We start from the raw sequence: 19,094 nt of genomic DNA, 5'->3' as shown, positions 1-19,094 counted from the left end.
AGGTCTAGTATGAAGTTAAAAACAAACGTTAAGCATTTGAATGGTAGTATTCGCGTACCAGGGGATAAGTCCATCAGTCATCGTTCTATCATTTTTGGAAGCTTGGCTGAGGGTGAAACGAAGGTTTATGATATCTTGCGTGGTGAAGATGTCTTGTCAACCATGCAGGTATTTCGTGACCTCGGCGTTGAGATTGAGGACAAGGAGGGTGTCGTTACCATTCAAGGTGTTGGTATGGATGGTTTGAAAGTTCCTCAAAATGCTCTAGATATGGGGAATTCTGGGACCTCTATTCGTTTGATTTCAGGTGCCCTTGCTGGTGCAGACTTTGAAGTGGAGATGTTTGGGGATGACAGTCTTTCCAAACGTCCGATGGATCGTGTGACCCTTCCTTTGAAAAAAATGGGAGTTAGCATTTCAGGTCAAACAGAACGAGACTTGCCACCCTTATACTTAAAAGGGACAACAAAATTAAGACCTATTCATTATGAATTGCCGATTGCCTCTGCTCAAGTTAAGTCAGCTTTGATTTTTGCAGCATTGCAGGCTCAGGGTCAGTCAGTCATCATTGAAAAGGAGTGCACTCGTAATCATACAGAAGATATGTTACGTCAATTTGGAGGAGACTTGAGTGTCGATGGTAAGAAAATCACTGTTCAAGGGCCACAGAAACTTAGTGGACAAACAGTTGTCGTACCAGGAGATATTTCTAGTGCAGCCTTTTGGTTAGTAGCAGGTTTGATTGTGCCAAATTCTCGTGTGGTGCTTAAGAATGTCGGTATTAATGAAACACGTACAGGTATTATCGATGTTATCCGAGCTATGGGTGGGAAATTAGAGATTACTGATATTGATCCAATTGCCAAATCTGCAACCTTGACTGTTGGAACTTCAGACCTAAAAGGGATAGAAATTGGTGGAGCCTTGATTCCACGTTTGATTGATGAATTACCGATTATCGCGCTCCTTGCTACCCAAGCTCAAGGGCAAACGGTCATCAAAGATGCAGAAGAACTCAAGGTTAAAGAAACAGATCGCATTCAAGTTGTCGCAGATGCTTTAAATAGCATGGGAGCAACTATTACTCCTACAGCAGACGGCATGATTATCAAAGGGAAATCTGCTCTCCATGGAGCCAGAGTCAATACCTTTGGGGACCACCGTATCGGCATGATGACAGCCATTGCAGCTCTTTTAGTTGCAGATGGAGAGGTCGAATTGGATCGTGCCGAAGCTATCAATACTAGTTACCCAAGCTTCTTTGATGATTTGGAGACTTTAATTCATGGCTAAGTTTTTACTAGGTTTTATGGGTGCAGGAAAATCTACCGTCGCTAGAGGATTAGATCCTGACTTCGTAGACATGGATGCCATGCTGGAAGAACGACTGGGGATGTCGATTGCTCGTTTCTTTGAAGAAAAAGGAGAAGGAGCCTTTCGTCAGGTAGAAGAAGAAGTCCTAGCTGACCTGCTAAAGACAGACAAAGTTATTTCTACTGGTGGAGGGATTGTTATTTCGCCACGTAATCGAGACTTACTAAAGCAAAATCCAGAGAATATCTATCTAAAAGCAGATTTTGAGACTCTCTACCAGCGTATTTCAGCCGATAAGGACAACCAACGCCCCCTATTTTTAAACAATAGCAAGGAAGATTTGGCTGCGATTTTTAATGAAAGACAAATCTGGTATGAGGAAGTGGCTAGTCAGATTGTTGATGTATCAAGATTAAGCCCAGAGGAAATTATAGAGGAACTGACATGAAAATTGCCTATCTAGGTCCCAAAGGATCTTTTTCGCACCATGTTGTGCAGACGGCTTTTCCAAATGAGGAACTAGAGCCTTTTTCAAATATTACGGACGTTATCAAGACCTATGAACAAGGTTTGGTAGACTATTCAGTAGTGCCAGTTGAAAATTCCATTGAAGGTAGTGTTCATGAGACCTTAGACTATCTTTTTCATCAAGCTCGTATTCAAGCTGTGGCGGAGATTGTGCAGCCAATTCATCAACAGTTGATGGCGGTGCCAGGGCAAGTTAAAATTGAGAAAATCTTTTCTCATCCGCAGGCCTTGGCTCAGGGAAAGAAATTTATCGATGAGCATTATCCAGATGCTCAACTAGAAGTCACTGCCAGTACAGCATACGCTGCGCGCTATGTTTCCGAGCATCCAGATCAGCCTTTTGCGGCCATTGCCCCCAAAAGTTCGGCTGGTGAATATGGTTTGGAATTAATTGCTCAAGATATTCAAGAGATGGAAGCCAATTTCACTCGCTTTTGGGTGTTGGGTGCAGAGTTGCCACAGATTCCTTTACAAGATGCAACTGAAAAAATGAGCTTAGCAGTTACCTTGCCAGACAATCTTCCAGGAGCTTTATATAAGGCGCTTTCTACCTTTTCTTGGCGCGGGATTGACCTAACTAAGATTGAGAGTCGTCCCCTAAAAACAGCACTAGGTGAGTACTTTTTTATCATTGATGTGGACTACAGAGATAAAGAATTGGTCCATTTTGCTCAAAAAGAATTAGAAACGATTGGCATCCACTATAAAGTACTAGGAGCTTACCCTATCTATACCATACAGGATAAAGGGAAGGAGAAGGAATGACTAGAGAAAATCCTCTGACACACCATGAGAAACTACGTTATGACTATCTATTAAAAAACATCCACTATCTAAATGATAAAGAAAAGCGGGAGTTTGCTTTTTTACAAGCTAAATTGGATAAGCCGCAACAAGAAGTTCGTCAGGTTTATCGTGAGGACTTGGAAGAATTCGAAGATTTGCAAGAACTCCCTCAAGAAGAATCTAATATAGGCCTTCCAACTTATGGCAAAAGAAGTCGCAGCTCTCGACATAAAGTTCCAAAACAAAAAGTCAAGAAGCTCAAAAAGAAAAGAGGGTTCTCTTTTAAACGTTTGTTTGGATGGGTTTTCACCTTATTGCTTTTTGTGTTAGTTGGAATGATCATCATGTTTTTGAAAGGGATGCAAACAGCTGATTCAGACAAACCAAAAGATGCCAAGGCTGCCCAAGTTGAAGTTTTCAATGGACAGGATACAAGAGATGGTGTCAATATTCTTATTTTAGGGACAGACGGCCGTATTGGACAGAATAGTGCAGAAACACGGACAGATTCTATTATGGTTCTGAATGTAAGTGGTAAAGATAAAAAACTTAAGCTTGTAAGTTTTATGCGAGATAACCTAGTTTATATTGATGGTTATAGCCAAGTTATTAACGGACAAAAACAAACTGACCACAAGTTGAACTTAGCCTACGAATTAGGTGAACAAGAAGGAAAACAAGGGGCTGAAATGGTACGTAAGGTCCTTAAAGATAATTTTGACCTAGATATCAAATACTATGCTCTTGTAGATTTCCAAGCCTTTGCGACTGCTATTGACACGCTTTTCCCTGACGGTGTGACCATTGATGCTCAATTTTCAACCCTAAATGGTGTTCCAGTTAAAGAAGCGACAGTCGGTGATGACTTGCATGCGACAGAAACCGAATCACCTACACAGACTATTAAAGTTGGGACACAACAAATGAACGGTTCAACTCTTCTCAACTATGCACGTTTCCGTGATGATGATGAAGGCGACTATGGACGCACTCGTAGACAGCAACAAGTCATGACGGCTGTTTTACAGCAAATTAAAGATCCTACAAAACTTTTCACAGGTTCAGAAGCACTTGGTAAAGTATTCGCCATGACATCTACAAACCTTCCTTATACTTTCTTGTTGACCAACGGTTTATCCGTCCTCGAAGGAGGTCAGAACGGTATTGAAAGACTAACAGTACCGGAACTTGGAGACTGGGTAGATGACTATGATGTATATGGAGGTCTAGCACTTCGAGTGGATCAAAAAGCCTACCAGAATAAACTAGCCCAAATGGGATTTAGATGATAAAAACATTAAAATCAAAGCTTGAAACATCTAATAAAATAGGTGCTTCAGGCTTTGATTTTTACATAATCAGATGGATTTTTGGGTCATTTTTATGGTATAATGAAATGATGTAATTCTATAGAAGAGGATGAGAATGAGATGAGTGATTTAAAGGCAATTCAAGCCCGTAGCTTAGAGATGGCTGAATATTTTGTCGCCTTTTGTAAAGAACATGACTTGCTCTGTTATTTATGTGGCGGAGGTGCTATCGGTGCTTTGCGTCATAAGGGATTCATCCCTTGGGATGATGATTTGGACTTCTTTATGCCGCGAAAGGACTATGAAAAACTAGCAGAGTTATGGCCTCTATATGCGGATAAGCGTTACTTCCTATCAAAGAGTTCTAAAGATTATGTAGATCGTAACCTTTTTATCACGATTCGAGATAAGGAGACGACTTGTATCAAGCCTTATCAACAAGATTTGGATTTACCACACGGCTTGGCTTTGGATGTTCTTCCCTTGGACTACTACCCTAAAAATCTAGCAGAGCGCAAGAAACAGGTCCGCTGGGCTTTGATTTATTCTCTATTTTGTGCACAAACCATTCCAGAAAAGCATGGAGCTCTCATGAAGTGGGGTAGTACCATTTTACTAGGATTAACTCCTAAGTCGCTTCTCTACCGTATCTGGAAAAAGGCTGAGAAAGAAATGACCAAGTATGGACCAGCTGAAAGTGATGGCATTACAGAATTATGTTCAGGGCCAGGATACATGAAGAATAAGTATCCAATTCAGGCTTTTGAAGATAACATTTTCCTGCCATTCGAAGGCACAGAAATGCCTATTCCGGTTGGTTATGACGCTTATCTTAGCACAGCTTTTGGTGATTACATGACACCGCCTCCGGCAGACAAGCAAGTACCTCACCACGATGCCGTAATAGCAGATATGGATAAGAGCTATACAGAATATAAGGGAGAATACAATGCAAGAAAAAATTAGTATCATTGTTCCTGTATACAACGTAGAAAATTATCTTGAACGATGTGTTGAGTCGATTTTAAAGCAGACTTATACCAATTTTGAATTGCTTCTTATTAATGATGGTTCGACAGACCAGAGTGGTGACTTATGTGATCAGCTGGCTTTGAGAGACCAACGAATTCGTGTGATTCATAAAGAAAATGGTGGCCTATCAGCAGCTAGAAATACTGGAATTGATCATGCTAGTTCAGATTTAATTGGCTTTATTGATAGTGATGATTATATTGATGAAGATATGTACGAAACACTCTACCGTCAATTAAGAGAGTCGAATGCAGATTTATCAATGTGTGGACACTATGATGTCTATAATCAAATACCTGAAAAACAAGTCTCAGAGATTAAAACTTGGGAACTTTCTTCGGAAGAAGCTATAAAAATGGTTATGGAAGCAAAGGTCTTATCAGTTACTGCTGTTAATAAATTATATAAAAAAGAGCTCTTTAATCATTTGAGATTTGAAGTTGGAAAAATTGCAGAAGATGCCTTTATTATGATTCGTTTACTAGATCAATGTCAGAAGGTTGTTGCAACCAATGAGAAGAAGTATTATTATGTCCATCGTGAAAATAGTATTACCACACAAAAATTCTCATTAAAATTCTTAAATGTGATTGAAGCATATGAGCAAAATGCGAATATAATAAGAGAGCACTATCCCGCAATCGCCGATGTCGCAACCATGCGATTAAATTGGGCCTATTTCTATGTCTTGGATAGATTGTTGATTGATTCTAATTTTAAAGATAAACTACTAGAAGATAAATTGATAAATTATCTAAAACAGAATAGAGTGAATATTTTAAAAGATAGTAGATTTACGAATGCTAGAAAAATTAGCTTCTTGGCTCTACTATTTAGCAGAAAACTCTACACACAGATTTTACTTCGTCAACATACCCGTTAGGAGAGAAAATGATTTCTATTATTGAGAAAAACTATTTTAAAATTAATCTGGTATTTTTATCAGTCATATCTTTTTATTGTATGGCGGGACTCATTGTTCCCCTTCAATTTATCTCTGCAAATAAATTTGTTACCTTAGGTATGACTCTTTTGGGAGTCCTATTAGGTTTATATAATTTCTTTGTAAAGAAGGCCTATTTATTTGTTAGAAAAATTGAGTACTTAATCATCTTTTTTGCCATGAATATTATCACAAGTTTACTGGTGATGAAGTATGGTTTTTCAACAAATATCAAGAACTTGGTAGTGTTCTTTATCTATTTCTTTGCTATTTACCCAATTTTTCAAAACTTTAGTAGAGAAAAATCTCGAATTTTGTTTAACGTATTCTTTTCAGTAATTACTGTTGCAGACACTGTTGGGGTTTTCTTATCTCTTGTTCAATTTTTTATGCTAATCGGATATAGAGTTTTCGACTATAAAGGTTTGTTGATTCGTCAAGGATTTGTTGAGTCACGCTTGTTCGGTATTTTAGCAAGTCCCAACTATCTTTCAATTATTTCCTTAATCATCATTATTTATTTATGGATGAGACTTTCTGTTTTAAACAAAGTTATTAAGACTCTTGCCATTTCTTCCATAATTTTAAACTTTGCCTATATAGTTCTATCAGGTTCAAGAACGACATATATTTGTTTAGTTGTAGCAGCACTTCTTTATTCTTTGATAAAATTTGAATATAGCAATAAGGCGAAATCTTTTGTCACTGTATTATTAACAGTTGGGCTAGTATTTTTATCATATAATGGTGTAAAGTATAGCAGTGATTTGTATTTAAAAGCTCATTCTGCGGAAATTCAGCTCAATAAAGAAAAAGGGGAAAACAATAATTTAACTTTAGAGAGAACTGATACTAGCGAAGAAAATATCTCCAATAATCGTTTTGCTATTTGGCAATCGACAGCTTCATTTATTCCAAAGAGACTACTATTTGGTTACTCAGCAGGTAACTGGTATGAGTTAGGGAAAACTTATGACGCAAGTGCATATATCATTAAAGAGCATTACTTGACTCATAATGGATATTTAGAACTACTTTTCTATAATGGTATACTAGGTTTCCTACCTTTTGCTGCTTTTATGATTTCATTTATCTGTGCCAGCATCAAGAAATTCCTAAAAGACAAAAAGGACAAGATAACAGATAATGAGCTTATTTCTGGTTTACTCATGACGGTTGTTATCTTAATTTCTAATTTGTTCTTGAGCTCAACTCTCTATGGTATTTCATTGTTGGGTTGTATTCTATTTATGATTTCAGGATATTATTTCTCTGTTATTTCTAAAAAGAGAGATGGATACAGAAGGCTATCTGAAGAAGAGATTAAAGAAGTAGAATTAGGAGTAATGGACTACATTCATAATCTCTGCCAAAAAGAGAATATTAATTATTCTTTGGCTTATGGAACTCTATTAGGAGCCGTTAGACATAAGGGTTATATTCCTTGGGATGATGATGTTGATATCTCTTTAAAACGTGATGAGTATGATAAATTATACCAAGCTGTTTTAAATGATAACGATCCGATTTATAAAGTCGCATCATGGGAAAATGATAAACGCTATCCGTATCCATTTTATCGAGTATATGATGCACGTACAGTTTATGAGAACAACTACATTGAAAATGATATTGAACTAGGAATTTGCGTTGATGTATTTCCATTTGATTATTACGCTGATGTCAACAAAGAGATGGTTAAACTAGATACCTATCGTAGACTATCTGTTTATACCCTCTATGGTATTCATAGCAAGAGTGCTGGATTAAAGAATATTGTCAGATATCTCTTGATTCTTGTTTTTCGTTTAACAAGAGTAAAAACTTGGAATAAAAAAATGAATCTACTATCTATGCAGGCTAAAGATAGTGATTCTATCGATTATTTGATGGAAAATAAGAGAACTTCTACAAAATTTGGGAAGACTCTACTTGATAAGGTAATTGATAGTCAATTTGAAGATAGAACCTACAAAATCCCTGAGGCTTCTCATCAAATCTTATCAGCTATCTATGGTGATGATTTCATGGAAATTCCTCCAGTTGAAAAACGAGTGAAACATGATGATTTTGTCGCTTATATAAAAGAGGTGTAAGACGTGTTACAATGGTTAAAAAGAAGCTTGGCAAGTCTTTTAGGGGACAAAAAAGACCTCATAAAAAACTTGCCAATCATTAAAAGTCTCAATAACAAAGCGAACATTGAATTGGATTCAAAGAGAAGTGAGTTATTAAAAGATAATTTTGAGGAGATTCTCAATACAATCTATAGTTCTCCTTTGAAAGATTATGATATTTGGTTGGATTTCGGGACTCTATTGGGCTACTACAGAGAAAATGATTTTATTAGCCATGACTTGGATATGGATTTTGGTATCATTATTCCAGATTATCAACGCTTTGTAGAGGATGAACAATATCTCTTGGCTAGAGGTTTTTCAAGAACTAAAGAATTTTACTATAATGATCAATTGGTAGAACTATCCTATAGTTTTAAAGGACTGAATGTCGACCTTATTGTTTATACTAAAAAGGGGGAAACAATCTCCTCAGATACTATTTTCTTTATGATCAATGCTTTGGGAACCCCAACTCGTCATGAGGTCTATCATTACGAATTGCCATTCAGTCAATTACAAGTTGTTAACTTTAAGGGAGTGGATGTGAAAATTCCAGAGAATACAAGAGACTATATCAGTCACTTGTATGGAGCTGATTTTGAAACTCCAAATACCAATTATAATTGGAAAGAAAATCCAATTTACAAACAAAGAGATGCTAAAATGGCTAAAGTCCTTTTGATTAAATTATTTGAACACTAAAATAGATAAAAGAAATGAGCTGGATTTGATCCAGCTCATTTCTTTTATCTTTAATTATTTTTTTATGATTCTATCTTTATATTTTTTCTTAAGTTTCAAAAAGATTAAAGCTATAGCAAGTGTGAATATAATAAATAGATAGTTTCTGTAATCTGTAAGGCTAACTCTTCCAGAATGATTCAGATGAAAAATACCAATCCATTTATTTTTACTAAGGATTCCATCATTTTCAAAATGATAACGATCCATCCACTCATCTTTAGCTGCTTTGCCATTTTCTTTGAAGTAATAGGTTTCTTTGGAATTAATTTCTTTCCAAGTGTTAGTTAGCATACCTGTATTTTTTTCAATATAGTATAGACTATTTCCATCATCAACTAACCCTGTTTGAAGTTCTCCGTTTTGATTAAAATAAAACCAGTTTTTATCTATATATTTCCAACCAACTGCGACTGTACCAGAATCAAAGAAATATACCAATTATCGTTGTGTTGTGTCCAACCATCTTCAGGAGCTTCATTTTTCCAATTTTTAAATTTTAGAATACCATCATTGGTATAAAATCCATAATGTGGGTATTCATCAGATACATCAGTAACATTTCCATTGTTGAATTCGAGAGAGATTGCTGCTCTATCTAGTTGTCCGGCATTTATAATGCTGATATTTTTTTGTTTAAGATATTCAGCGTATTTTTCTTCTACTGGTCTAATCCCTGTTTTTATAATTTTCTTAGGATTAAGTTTGTCGACAAATTCTTTCGTATTAGATTTAGTTGTTTCTACGTGGTGATTAAATTTCATGACATCTACATGTCCAATCAAAGGTGCATATTTCTCTTCTATATGTCTTTCAGTATTTTCTAAATCCCCTCCTAAGAAAATTTTTGTATTATTAATATTTACTATTGATAAAATTGAATTCAAATTATCATCATATACTTTCTTTAATGAGCCATCATTTTCGTATTCATTCTCATAATTTAATAAATCAATTTTTATATTTCCAAGAGTTAGGTGTGAATCTTTTTCAGAAATTTCTTGAACAATTGTAGTATTTGTTTCTAGGGCAGCCTGTAAAGCTCGTTCATATCCATACAAATTATCCCAAAGACCTGTTTTATCTGTGAGACGCTCATCACTATATTTTTTTATGTATATTTTTTGAGTAGGTATTGTTTTTAGAATATCGTGAGCTGCGCCAATATGATCGGAATGTGCATGTGTTATGATTATGAAATCGAAATTTTTAATACCTAATTGTTCAATATGAGATAGTAATCTATCTTCAGTAATTGCTTTGGGATCTTTCTCAATTCCTGGTCTATCGGGGTATCTAGGGTTAGAACCGTCTGGATAAGAAAAATCATCTCCAGTATCTATCATTGCAAAATGTCCGTTGCTTTCTAGTATCATGGCATCGGACCAATCAGCAACAATTATGATATGAAGTCTATCATTTGCTAAAACTGGTTTTATTAAAGTAGCAAGGAATATAAGGATTGATATATATATTTTTTTTTTATCATGCTATCTCCTTATGAGTAGATTATAGTTCTTTTAATTTCTTTTAAGTTTGGCACGCGCTAAACCGAGTGCATAGTGAAGGGTTTTATCCTTAATTATAAAGAGAGCGACAGTGTAATAGATAGCACATCCGGCAATTGTAGCTACCACCATACTGAGCATAGCCATATTCACTGTGTATGACTGAACTTGGAAGAGAATTTTACAGATATAGTAAATTGGAATAAAGCCTAGTGACACAACTGTGTAGCGAGCTAATGTTCCAAAAATTTCTTTCAAATCCAAGAGTTTATGTTTCTGAATAAAGCGGATTTCAAGTAGAACTACGATTGCCTCAGCAATAATCGTTGTTCCGATGTAGTAGGCAGGAGTAAAGATGTTGTTGAAAAGGAGTAGAGAGTTTAGGATGACATTGACACCACCACCGATAAAGTAGAAAGCTGTTAATCGGTTTTCGTGGTCATTGATAAAGATAATTTGCTTACCAAGGATTAATTCGATAGCCCAGATAATGGTTCGAAAGGCAAAGACGCTTGTTACAATTCCTGCTTCTATATACTTCTCCGAAGAGTAGATAACAGTCGCATAAGTTCCTAAAACCATAATCCCGATACTAGTTGGAATTATAAGGAAGTAGAAGAGAGCCGCACCTTGGTTTACCAGATTTTTGTATGAAGTGTAATCTTTTTTTCCTAAGTAGTAACCAAGTCGAGGAATGCTGACATTGATAGCTCCACTCAGGACACTAGCAATCAGCATAACAATACTTGAAGCAATAGTGTAGTAGGAGATGTAATTCTCATCAGGTCCTTTAGTAATGAACATACGGTCCAACAAGGTGTAGAGCATATTGGCATTTGCTAGAAGGAGCATGGTTAAGAGAGGCTTAGATGCTTTGATGAGTTCGATGACTTCAATCTTGACAAAAGAAACCTCTCGTTTGATCCATAAGAAACTGAGTAGATAGTTGATAATGGTTGTTGCACTCATGACAATAGCATAAGGAACGATATCATCAGGTGTTTTGACAAAGGCAAAGATAGCCACTAACATTCCAATACGAATAACTAGTGTTTTATAAAGGATAAATGAATAGTTCTCATAGGCTTCGTTCATCCACTCAATATTTAGGAATTGGAAAAGGGCTTGAATTCCGAGGATATAGTAAAGGATTTTTAGATTGACAATACTAGTATCAAAATAAATAAAGAGGAAATAGATAGCTGTTGTTACAACTGAAGTAATGAGCGAAATATAGAACAACTTAGAAAAGACATAATTAATCTTATTTTTGTCATCCTTTACTTTACTAATTGCTCGAATCCCATAATTGTAAATCCCAAAGGCAGCTAGTGGAATGACAAAGCTCGCCCAGGTGTTAGCTGTATTAAAGTAGCCGTAATTTGATTTACTAAGAATCCGTGTTAGATAGGGATTAGTAATCAGGGGAAAAACGATGTTTAAAATATTGACCAGCAAGCTAGCCAAAGCGTTAACTTTTATATTTTTCATGAAACTTTCTTTCTTACATTCTAAAATAGATACTAGTATTATATCACATTCCAACGCCATTCTTTTGATAAAATCATTTAAATCTTGTATAATAGATAGAACTGAAAGTATGAGGTTACGGACTATGAAAATGAAACAAATCAGTGATACGACTTTAAAAATCACGATGTCTTTAGAAGATTTGATGGATCGTGGAATGGAAATCGCAGACTTTCTCATTCCACAGGAAAAAACAGAAGAGTTTTTCTATGCAATCTTGGATGAGTTAGAAATGCCAGACAGCTTTTTGGATACAGGAATGCTTAGCTTCCGAGTGACACCGAAGCCTGATAAGGTTGATGTCTTTGTGACCAAGTCTAAGATTGACCAAAACTTGGATTTTGAAGATTTGGCAGATCTTCCAGATATGGATGAGTTAGCGAAAATGTCTCCAGATGAATTTTTGAAGACTTTGGAGAAAACCATGGCAGAGAAAACTAAAGAGGATATTGAAGCCATTCAATCTTTAGAGCAGGTTGAAAAAGAAGAGGAAGCATCAATTGATGAAATTGCTGAGGTGGATGAAGGGAAAAGAGAACCTTATATCTACTACATCTTACGTTTTGACAACCTAGCTAGTTTAGTTTCTTTTGCTAAAACGGTTGATTACCAAATGGAGACTTCAGAACTCTACAAGATGAATGACCAATACTATCTAACAGTTTTGGTTGATGTAGAGGATCATCCAAGTCTTTATCCAGCATGGTTATTGGCACGTATGCGCGAATTTGCGGATGATAGTGATATCAGTCGCTCAGTCCTTCAAGAATATGGACAAGTCATCATCAATCATGATGCTGTTCAAGGACTTCAAAAGGTCTAAAGATAGATAAAAATGAGGCAGGGATATAAATTCTCTGTCTTTTTTGATTAAAAAGTAGAAGAGTCAATAGGACTTAGGCCAATGTCCCTAGCTTGCTAAAATAATGAAAAAACGATATCATAGAAAGAAATAAGCGAGGTAAAGTATGGACCAAGGACATTTACAAAAAGAGATAGAGGAAACCCTAGAAGATGTGCTGGCAAAGGCTTCTCTCCATGAGGGGGCTCTCTTTGTTTTAGGCTTATCGTCCAGTGAGGTGATAGGAGGACACATCGGTGAAGCCTCTAGTCAAGAAATTGGAGAATTGATTGTTCAAAAAATATTAGAGATTCTGTCAGCGAAAGGTATCCATCTAGCAGTTCAAGGATGCGAACATGTTAATCGTGCCTTGGTAGTGGAACGAGAGGTTGCTATCAAATACAATCTCGAAATTGTGAGTGTTCTGCCGACTCTGCATGCGGGAGGTTCTGGTCAATTGGCGGCCTTTCGCTATATGGAAGACCCAGTTGAGGTCGAATTTATCAAAGCTGATGCAGGCCTTGATATTGGAGATACGGCTATTGGGATGCATATCAAGCATGTTCAAGTACCTATACGTCCAGTTTTAAAATCAATCGGCCATGCCCACGTAACTGCGCTCGCTAGTCGTCCAAAACTGATTGGAGGGGCGCGTGCTCAATACCCACAAGATGCTATTAGGAAATCGTAAAATGGAAAAGAAACAAGTTGAAAAGGTTATAAAATATTCTATTAGAAAGTTCTCTGTTGGAGTGGGTTCTGCTATCATCGGGGCCTTGCTTTTTGGTGCTAATAACCTCTTGCTTGATCAAGTAGCAGCTAATGAAGTTTGTGAGCCAAATCAGGTACACTATCGCTATTTGGCAGAGCAAGAGCTGACAGAAGCTGAAAAAGCCCTTATTCATAGAGAGCTTCCGTCGAATTTAGAACAAGATGATATTGTTTATCTTGTTTATAGAAAAAAAGAAGTTGGAAGCCAGCAGTTACCAAATACTGGAAGTAAAGAATTAGCGCTAGCGGGGCTCGGTTTTGCAACGGCTTCTTTAGCGGTCCTCTTAATATCTAAGAAACATCGCAATAAGGTAGTTGGAATCCTACTGATTGGTGCCCTTGGAGGTAGTTACTTTATTCCTCTTACTGCTAAGGCTTTTGAAAATCAGGTCCTACAATCTTATAATCAGACACTCTCTTCATGTAGTAAAGAAGATTTAGCGAATGGAGTTATTCAAATTGATGGATATGACTATATTGGTTACTTCAAAGAAGCTGATTTTAAAATTTCTATGCCTGAAAATAACCAAGACAACAACTTGGTTACAGATAAAGTGACAAAAGAAGCTCGTGAAGGCGAATCATTTGTTCAACCAGAGCTTCCAACCTACAGCGAAGAGACTACAACTACAGCAACACAGGGAGAAACTCAAGGAAGTGAATCTCTCGTTCAACCAGAACCTCCTGTTCATACAAGTGAAGAAACAACTGAGGACACCAAAGAAGAAGCTCCTATTGGTGAGTCTCCTGTCAAACCAGAGTCTCCAGCCCAACCAGAGAATAGTACAGCCAAGGGTACTCAAGAAGAAGGTCATGTAGGAGAATCTCCAATCCAACCTGAACTCCCAGCCTATACAGGCGAAGTGACAGCCAAGGGTACCCAAGAGGAAGGTCATGTAGGAGAATCTCCAATCCAACCTGAACTTCCAGAATATACAGGCGAAGTGACAGCTAAGGGCACTCAAGAGGAAGGTCATGTGGGTGAATCTCTCATTCAACCGAGCTTGCCAGAATACAAGGTGACAGAGTCAACTGTGACTGAATCAGAAACGGTTACAATTCCTTACACTACAGAATACCTATCGGATGCTAATCGCTATACAGACGAAGAAAGTGTTGTTCAAAAGGGTGAAGCTGGTAGTCAACTCATACATCGTGTCTACAAAACTGTAGATGGGGAGAAAGTTGGCGAAGCTATCAGCACTAGTACGGAAGTTGTTAAAGTTCCTGTAGCTGAAAAAATTAGTCATGGAACCAAACCAATTGAAGGCCAAACCGAAGAAGTTTCTGTTGAAGAAGTTCCTTTTAAAACGATAATGGAACAAGATTCTAGTCTACTCAAGGGAACTGAAACAGTTGCTCAGGTAGGTAAGAATGGTAAGAAGAAAATTACCAAAGTTTACAAGACTATCAAGGGTGTGAAAACTGCAGATGCGCCTACTGTTTCAGAAGAAGTTCTTGAACAGGCACAAGACCACATTATCAAAAAAGGTACTAAGGAATTAGAAAAACCTACTCTAACATTAACTAAAGTTGATACAGAAGAATTGAATCGAAGTGCAAAAGCAACTTATAGCCTTAAAAAACCAGATGGAGTGACTATCAAGTCTATTCAAGCAGTGTTGAAAAAAGGCGATCAAGTTATTAAGACATTTGCTATTTCAGAGTCTAATCTTGCGACAGCTTTAGCTGATCTAGATTATTACAAGGATTATACACTTGCAACGACCATGGTGTATGATCGTGGTAATGGTGACGAAGAAGAAATTCTTAAGGAAGAACCACTGAGAATCGACCTTAAAAAAGTTGAAGTCAAAAATATTAAGGAAACAAGCTTAATCAGTGTGGATGACCAAGGTAATGAGACCGACAGTAGTCTCTTGTCTGAAAAACCATCGAATGTTAAGCCTTACTACTTAAAAGTTACCACTCATGACAATAAGGTTACTAAACTAGCTGTTGATAAAATCGAAGAAGTTACTGTAGATGGAAATAAACTTTACAAAGTAACTGCTAAAGCACCAGATTTGATTCAACGTACTGCAGAGAATCGTTTCACTGAAGAGTATATACACTATTTACCTAAGCCAAAAGCTCATGAAGGTGATGTGTATTACGACTTTAATGAACTTGTAAAAGCTATGCAAGCAAATCCTACTGGTACATTTAAACTTGGTAGCAATATGAATGCTAATAATGTACCAGCTGCTGGCAAATCTTATGTAACCAATGCCTTTAAAGGTTCATTGGGAAGTACTGATGGTAATAAATTTGCTATTCATAATATCACTAAACCATTATTTGGAAACATCGAAGGTGGTTCAGTTAAGGATCTCTTACTAGAAAATGTCAATATTGATATGCCTGGAGTTGATCGAGTAGCTCCAATTGCTAATGTCATCAAAAATAATGCAACTATTGAAAACGTCAAAGTAACTGGAAATGTTGTCGGTAACAATGATGTAGCTGGTATTATCAATAAAATTGATGGTAGTGGAAAAGTAAGTAATGTCGCCTTTATAGGTAAACTTCATGCTGCTGGCAACAGAGGAGGCTATTTAGCTGGTGTTCTTGGTGAAAACTGGAAGGGTGTTGTTGAGAAAGCATACGTTGATGCTGAGATCATTGGTAATAAAGCCAAAGCTGCAGGTCTAGTCTATTCATCTCAAAATGGTGCTAATAACTACACGGTCGGTAAAGAAGGGGTCCTAAGAAATTCAGTTGCTAAAGGTTCTATCGAACTGAAAGAAGCTGTTCAGTCTGGTGGATTGCTGGGTACTAACTGGGCCTTAGGTACTATTGAAGACAACATCACTATGATGAAAGTCAAAACAGGTGAGGTGGTGTTTGGTCACTCAGATATTGATGCTGACGACTACTTCACTTATTCAAGAACCAAACGTAATTATAGTGTTGATGGTGTGAGTGAAGGGAAGAAATCCTTTAACAACTCCCGTAAAATTCCAAGTATCTCACTGGCAGAAGCCGAGAAAAAAATTGAAGCAATGGGAATCACTGCTGATAAATTTACCAGCAACAAACCTATTGAAGACAAGCTTAATAACAGTCTAAACAAAGACGATCAGTACAAAGCAATTGATAGTTATGATGCGACTCGTGAGCTAGCTTACCGTAATATTGCAAAACTTCAACCTTTCTATAATAAAGAGTGGATTGTAGACCAAGGTAATAAATTAGCTGCAGGAAGTCCTCTCTTGACTAAAGAAGTATTGTCTGTAACTGCTATGAAAGGCAATACCTTTGTGACGGAATTAGCTGATGCTGATCATATTATGATCCACTATGCAGATAAGACAAAAGATATCTTTACCATTTCACCTAAAGATTCAAAAGTGAAACAAGTGAAAGAGTACGGTATTGCAGAACTTGGTGAAGTTGTTTATACTCCGAATATGGTTGACAAGGACCGTAGTGATCTCATCAATGCTATTGTTGAAAAATTGGGTCCTGTGGAATTACAATCTGACCCAATCTACACGCACCTTGGTAGAACTGGTCCAAACAAAGTTAATGCTATTAAGAACCTTTATCTTGAAGAAACCTTCAAAGAAGTTAAGGATAATCTGACTCACTTTGTCAAACAACTGGTTGAAAACCAAGACCATCAATTAAACACAGATGAGGCTGCTAAGCGTGCTTTGATCAAGAAAATTGATGATAACAAGGCAGCGGTTCTCCTTGGCCTATCTTACCTTAACCGTTATTACGGAGTGAAGTTTGATGATTTCAATATCAAGCAACTCATGTTGTTCAAGCCAGACTTCTATGGTAAGAACGTCAATGTATTAGACCGTTTGATTGAAATTGGTTCAAAAGAAGACTATGTAAAAGGAACTCGCACGCATGATGCCTTCCGTGAAGTAGTTGCTAAACATACTCTATCAGGCAATTTAAATGACTTCCTCAAATATAACATGGAACTCTTCACAAAAGATACAGACTTGAATGATTGGTTCATCAAAGCAACCAAAGATAATGTCTATATCGTGGAACCAAAAACAACAAATCCTGATTTTGCAGATAAGAAACATAGAGCCTACGAAGGTTTAAATAACGATATGCACGGCAAGATGATCTTACCACTCTTGAACTTAAAAGATGCCCACATGTTCTTGATTTCAACATACAATACCATGGCCTATAGTTCATTTGAAAAATATGGTAAGAACACTGAAGCAGAACGGAATGCCTTCAAAGCTGAAATTGACAAGGTTGCGAAAGGTCAACAGAATTACCTGGATTTCTGGTCACGTCTATCTCTAGATAAAGTCCGTAATCAGCTCTTGAAGAGCAATAATATGGTTCCGACACCTGTACTGGACAACCAGAATTATAAGGGCATTAGTACTGATCGTTATGGCCATACAAACAGTGGTAAAGATGTGGCGCCTATCCGTGAATTGTATGGACCTACAGATCGTTACCATGCGACTGATGGCCGTATGGGAGCTGTGGCTCGCGTTTATGCGAATCCATATAAGGATGATTCTGTCTTCTTTATGGTGACGGATATGGTTAGTGATTTTGGGGTTTCTGCCTTTACTCATGAAACAACTCACGTAAATGACCGAATGGTTTATCTAGGTGGCTCAAGACACCGTGAAGGAACAGATCTTGAAGCATTTGCTCAAGGAATGTTACAAACTCCGTCTGTATCAAATCCAAATGGTGAATACAAAGCCCTTGGTCTCAACATGGCTTATGAACGTCCAAACGATGGAAATCAATGGTATAACACTAATCCAAATGACCTTAAATCACGTGACGAAATTGATCGTTACATGAAGGGTTATAATGACACCCTCATGCTTCTGGATTATCTTGAAGGAGAAGCTGTCCTGGATAAGGCAAATCAAGATTTAAACAACGCTTGGTTCAAGAAAGTAGACAAACAATACCGAGGAAATAATACCAAGAATCAATTCGATAAGGTACGTCCTTTGAGTGATGATGAAAAGACTATTCCATTACGTACAGTAGATGACCTAGTAACTAACAACTTCATGACCAATCGTGGTCCAGGTAACAGAGTTTATAATCCATCTGACTTTGATTCTGCTTATGTCACTGTTCCAATGATGACTGGTATCTATGGTGGTAATACAAGTGAAGGTGCTCCAGGAGCGATGTCATTTAAACACAATACTTTCAGAATCTGGGGTTACTATGGCTACGAAAAAGGCTTCCTAAACTATGCTTCTAACATGCTAAAAGCTGAATCTAAAAAAGCTGGTAAAGATACTCTAGGTGATGACTTCATCATTAACAAGATTTCTGATGGAAAATTCAACAATCTTGAAGATTGGAAGAAAGTTTACTTCAATGAAGTTGTGACAAGTGCCAAACATGGAATTCAATCTATTGAAATTGATGGTACAACGTATAACTCTTATGAGGACTTGAAACAAGCATTTGCTGCTGCTGTTGAAAAAGATAAGGCAAGCTTGAAGAATGGTTCTGTTAAATTTGACAATACTGTCACTTTGAAAGAAAAACTCTTTAAGAAACTTCTTCAACAAACAGATAGCTTTAAAACTTCTATCTTTAAATAATCAATTGACTCTCATCTGCTAAGCAGGTGAGAGTTTTTTGGTTCCCAAGGGTTTTAAGAATTTTCCAAACAGATTCCAAGTATTTTTAGCAAGGTAG

General features: G+C 36.9%; 14 protein-coding genes. 11 read left to right on the top strand and 3 right to left on the bottom strand.

Going from position 1 to position 19,094, the window contains the following annotated elements:
* Window positions 1-9: 9 nt before the first annotated feature.
* The 8 genes from aroA (at window position 10) to HW271_RS06220 (ending at window position 8,735) form a co-directional block, all read left to right on the top strand.
* Window positions 10-1,293: a 3-phosphoshikimate 1-carboxyvinyltransferase gene (gene aroA, locus HW271_RS06255; RefSeq protein WP_178895301.1), complete on the top strand. Its 1,284-nt coding sequence runs from the start codon at window positions 10-12 to the stop codon at window positions 1,291-1,293.
* Window positions 1,286-1,762: a shikimate kinase gene (locus HW271_RS06250; RefSeq protein WP_178895300.1), complete on the top strand. Its 477-nt coding sequence runs from the start codon at window positions 1,286-1,288 to the stop codon at window positions 1,760-1,762. The genes aroA and HW271_RS06250 overlap by 8 nt, the downstream gene beginning before the upstream one ends.
* A complete protein-coding gene (gene pheA, locus HW271_RS06245; protein ID WP_178895299.1) occupies window positions 1,759-2,607 on the top strand; it encodes a prephenate dehydratase in 849 nt (282 codons plus the stop codon). Before HW271_RS06250 ends, pheA begins: the two co-directional genes overlap by 4 nt.
* Window positions 2,604-3,917 (top strand): LCP family protein, encoded by a 1,314-nt coding sequence (locus tag HW271_RS06240; RefSeq protein ID WP_178895298.1) that lies wholly within the window; start codon window positions 2,604-2,606, stop codon window positions 3,915-3,917. Before pheA ends, HW271_RS06240 begins: the two co-directional genes overlap by 4 nt.
* A gap of 141 nt (window positions 3,918-4,058) precedes the next feature.
* Window positions 4,059-4,904 carry a phosphorylcholine transferase LicD gene (locus HW271_RS06235; protein ID WP_178895297.1) on the top strand — a complete coding sequence of 282 codons (846 nt, stop codon included), beginning with the start codon at window positions 4,059-4,061 and terminating at the stop codon, window positions 4,902-4,904.
* Window positions 4,888-5,853 (top strand): glycosyltransferase, encoded by a 966-nt coding sequence (locus HW271_RS06230; protein WP_178895296.1) that lies wholly within the window; start codon window positions 4,888-4,890, stop codon window positions 5,851-5,853. Before HW271_RS06235 ends, HW271_RS06230 begins: the two co-directional genes overlap by 17 nt.
* Window positions 5,854-5,861: 8 nt before the next feature.
* On the top strand, window positions 5,862-8,009 hold the full coding sequence (locus tag HW271_RS06225; protein WP_178895295.1) for a LicD family protein: 2,148 nt from the start codon (window positions 5,862-5,864) through the stop codon (window positions 8,007-8,009).
* 3 nt (window positions 8,010-8,012) lie between these two features.
* Window positions 8,013-8,735 (top strand): LicD family protein, encoded by a 723-nt coding sequence (locus tag HW271_RS06220; RefSeq protein WP_178895294.1) that lies wholly within the window; start codon window positions 8,013-8,015, stop codon window positions 8,733-8,735.
* A gap of 54 nt (window positions 8,736-8,789) precedes the next feature.
* Here HW271_RS06220 and HW271_RS08745 read toward each other — a convergent pair whose 3' ends face one another.
* The 3 genes from HW271_RS08745 to HW271_RS06210 form a co-directional block, all read right to left on the bottom strand.
* Complete coding sequence (locus tag HW271_RS08745; RefSeq protein ID WP_220428598.1) at window positions 8,790-9,215, bottom strand: hypothetical protein; 426 nt, start codon at window positions 9,213-9,215, stop codon at window positions 8,790-8,792.
* Complete coding sequence (locus HW271_RS06215) at window positions 9,164-10,150, bottom strand: ComEC/Rec2 family competence protein (RefSeq protein WP_220428597.1); 987 nt, start codon at window positions 10,148-10,150, stop codon at window positions 9,164-9,166. Before HW271_RS06215 ends, HW271_RS08745 begins: the two co-directional genes overlap by 52 nt.
* A 144-nt stretch (window positions 10,151-10,294) precedes the next feature.
* Entirely contained in the window at window positions 10,295-11,773 is a 1,479-nt protein-coding gene (locus HW271_RS06210; RefSeq protein ID WP_178895293.1) for an oligosaccharide flippase family protein, read from the bottom strand.
* 124 nt (window positions 11,774-11,897) lie between these two features.
* Here HW271_RS06210 and mecA point away from each other — a divergent pair, with 124 nt between their 5' ends.
* From mecA to HW271_RS06195, 3 genes are all read left to right on the top strand, one after another.
* Window positions 11,898-12,635 carry an adaptor protein MecA gene (mecA, locus tag HW271_RS06205; RefSeq protein WP_178895292.1) on the top strand — a complete coding sequence of 246 codons (738 nt, stop codon included), beginning with the start codon at window positions 11,898-11,900 and terminating at the stop codon, window positions 12,633-12,635.
* Between the two features lie 145 nt (window positions 12,636-12,780).
* Window positions 12,781-13,344 (top strand): TIGR01440 family protein, encoded by a 564-nt coding sequence (locus HW271_RS06200; RefSeq protein WP_178895291.1) that lies wholly within the window; start codon window positions 12,781-12,783, stop codon window positions 13,342-13,344.
* 1 nt (window position 13,345) lies between these two features.
* The gene (locus HW271_RS06195; protein ID WP_178895290.1) at window positions 13,346-18,997 is read left to right on the top strand and encodes a ZmpA/ZmpB/ZmpC family metallo-endopeptidase; all 5,652 of its coding nucleotides are present in this window, start codon (window positions 13,346-13,348) and stop codon (window positions 18,995-18,997) included.
* Window positions 18,998-19,094 lie beyond the last annotated feature (97 nt).

The sequence above is a fragment of the Streptococcus sp. oral taxon 061 genome, from assembly GCF_013394695.1.
Classification (GTDB): Bacteria; Bacillota; Bacilli; order Lactobacillales; family Streptococcaceae; genus Streptococcus.
Note: the sequence above shows the minus strand (reverse complement) of the source record. Positions and strands in the feature narration are given on the sequence as shown.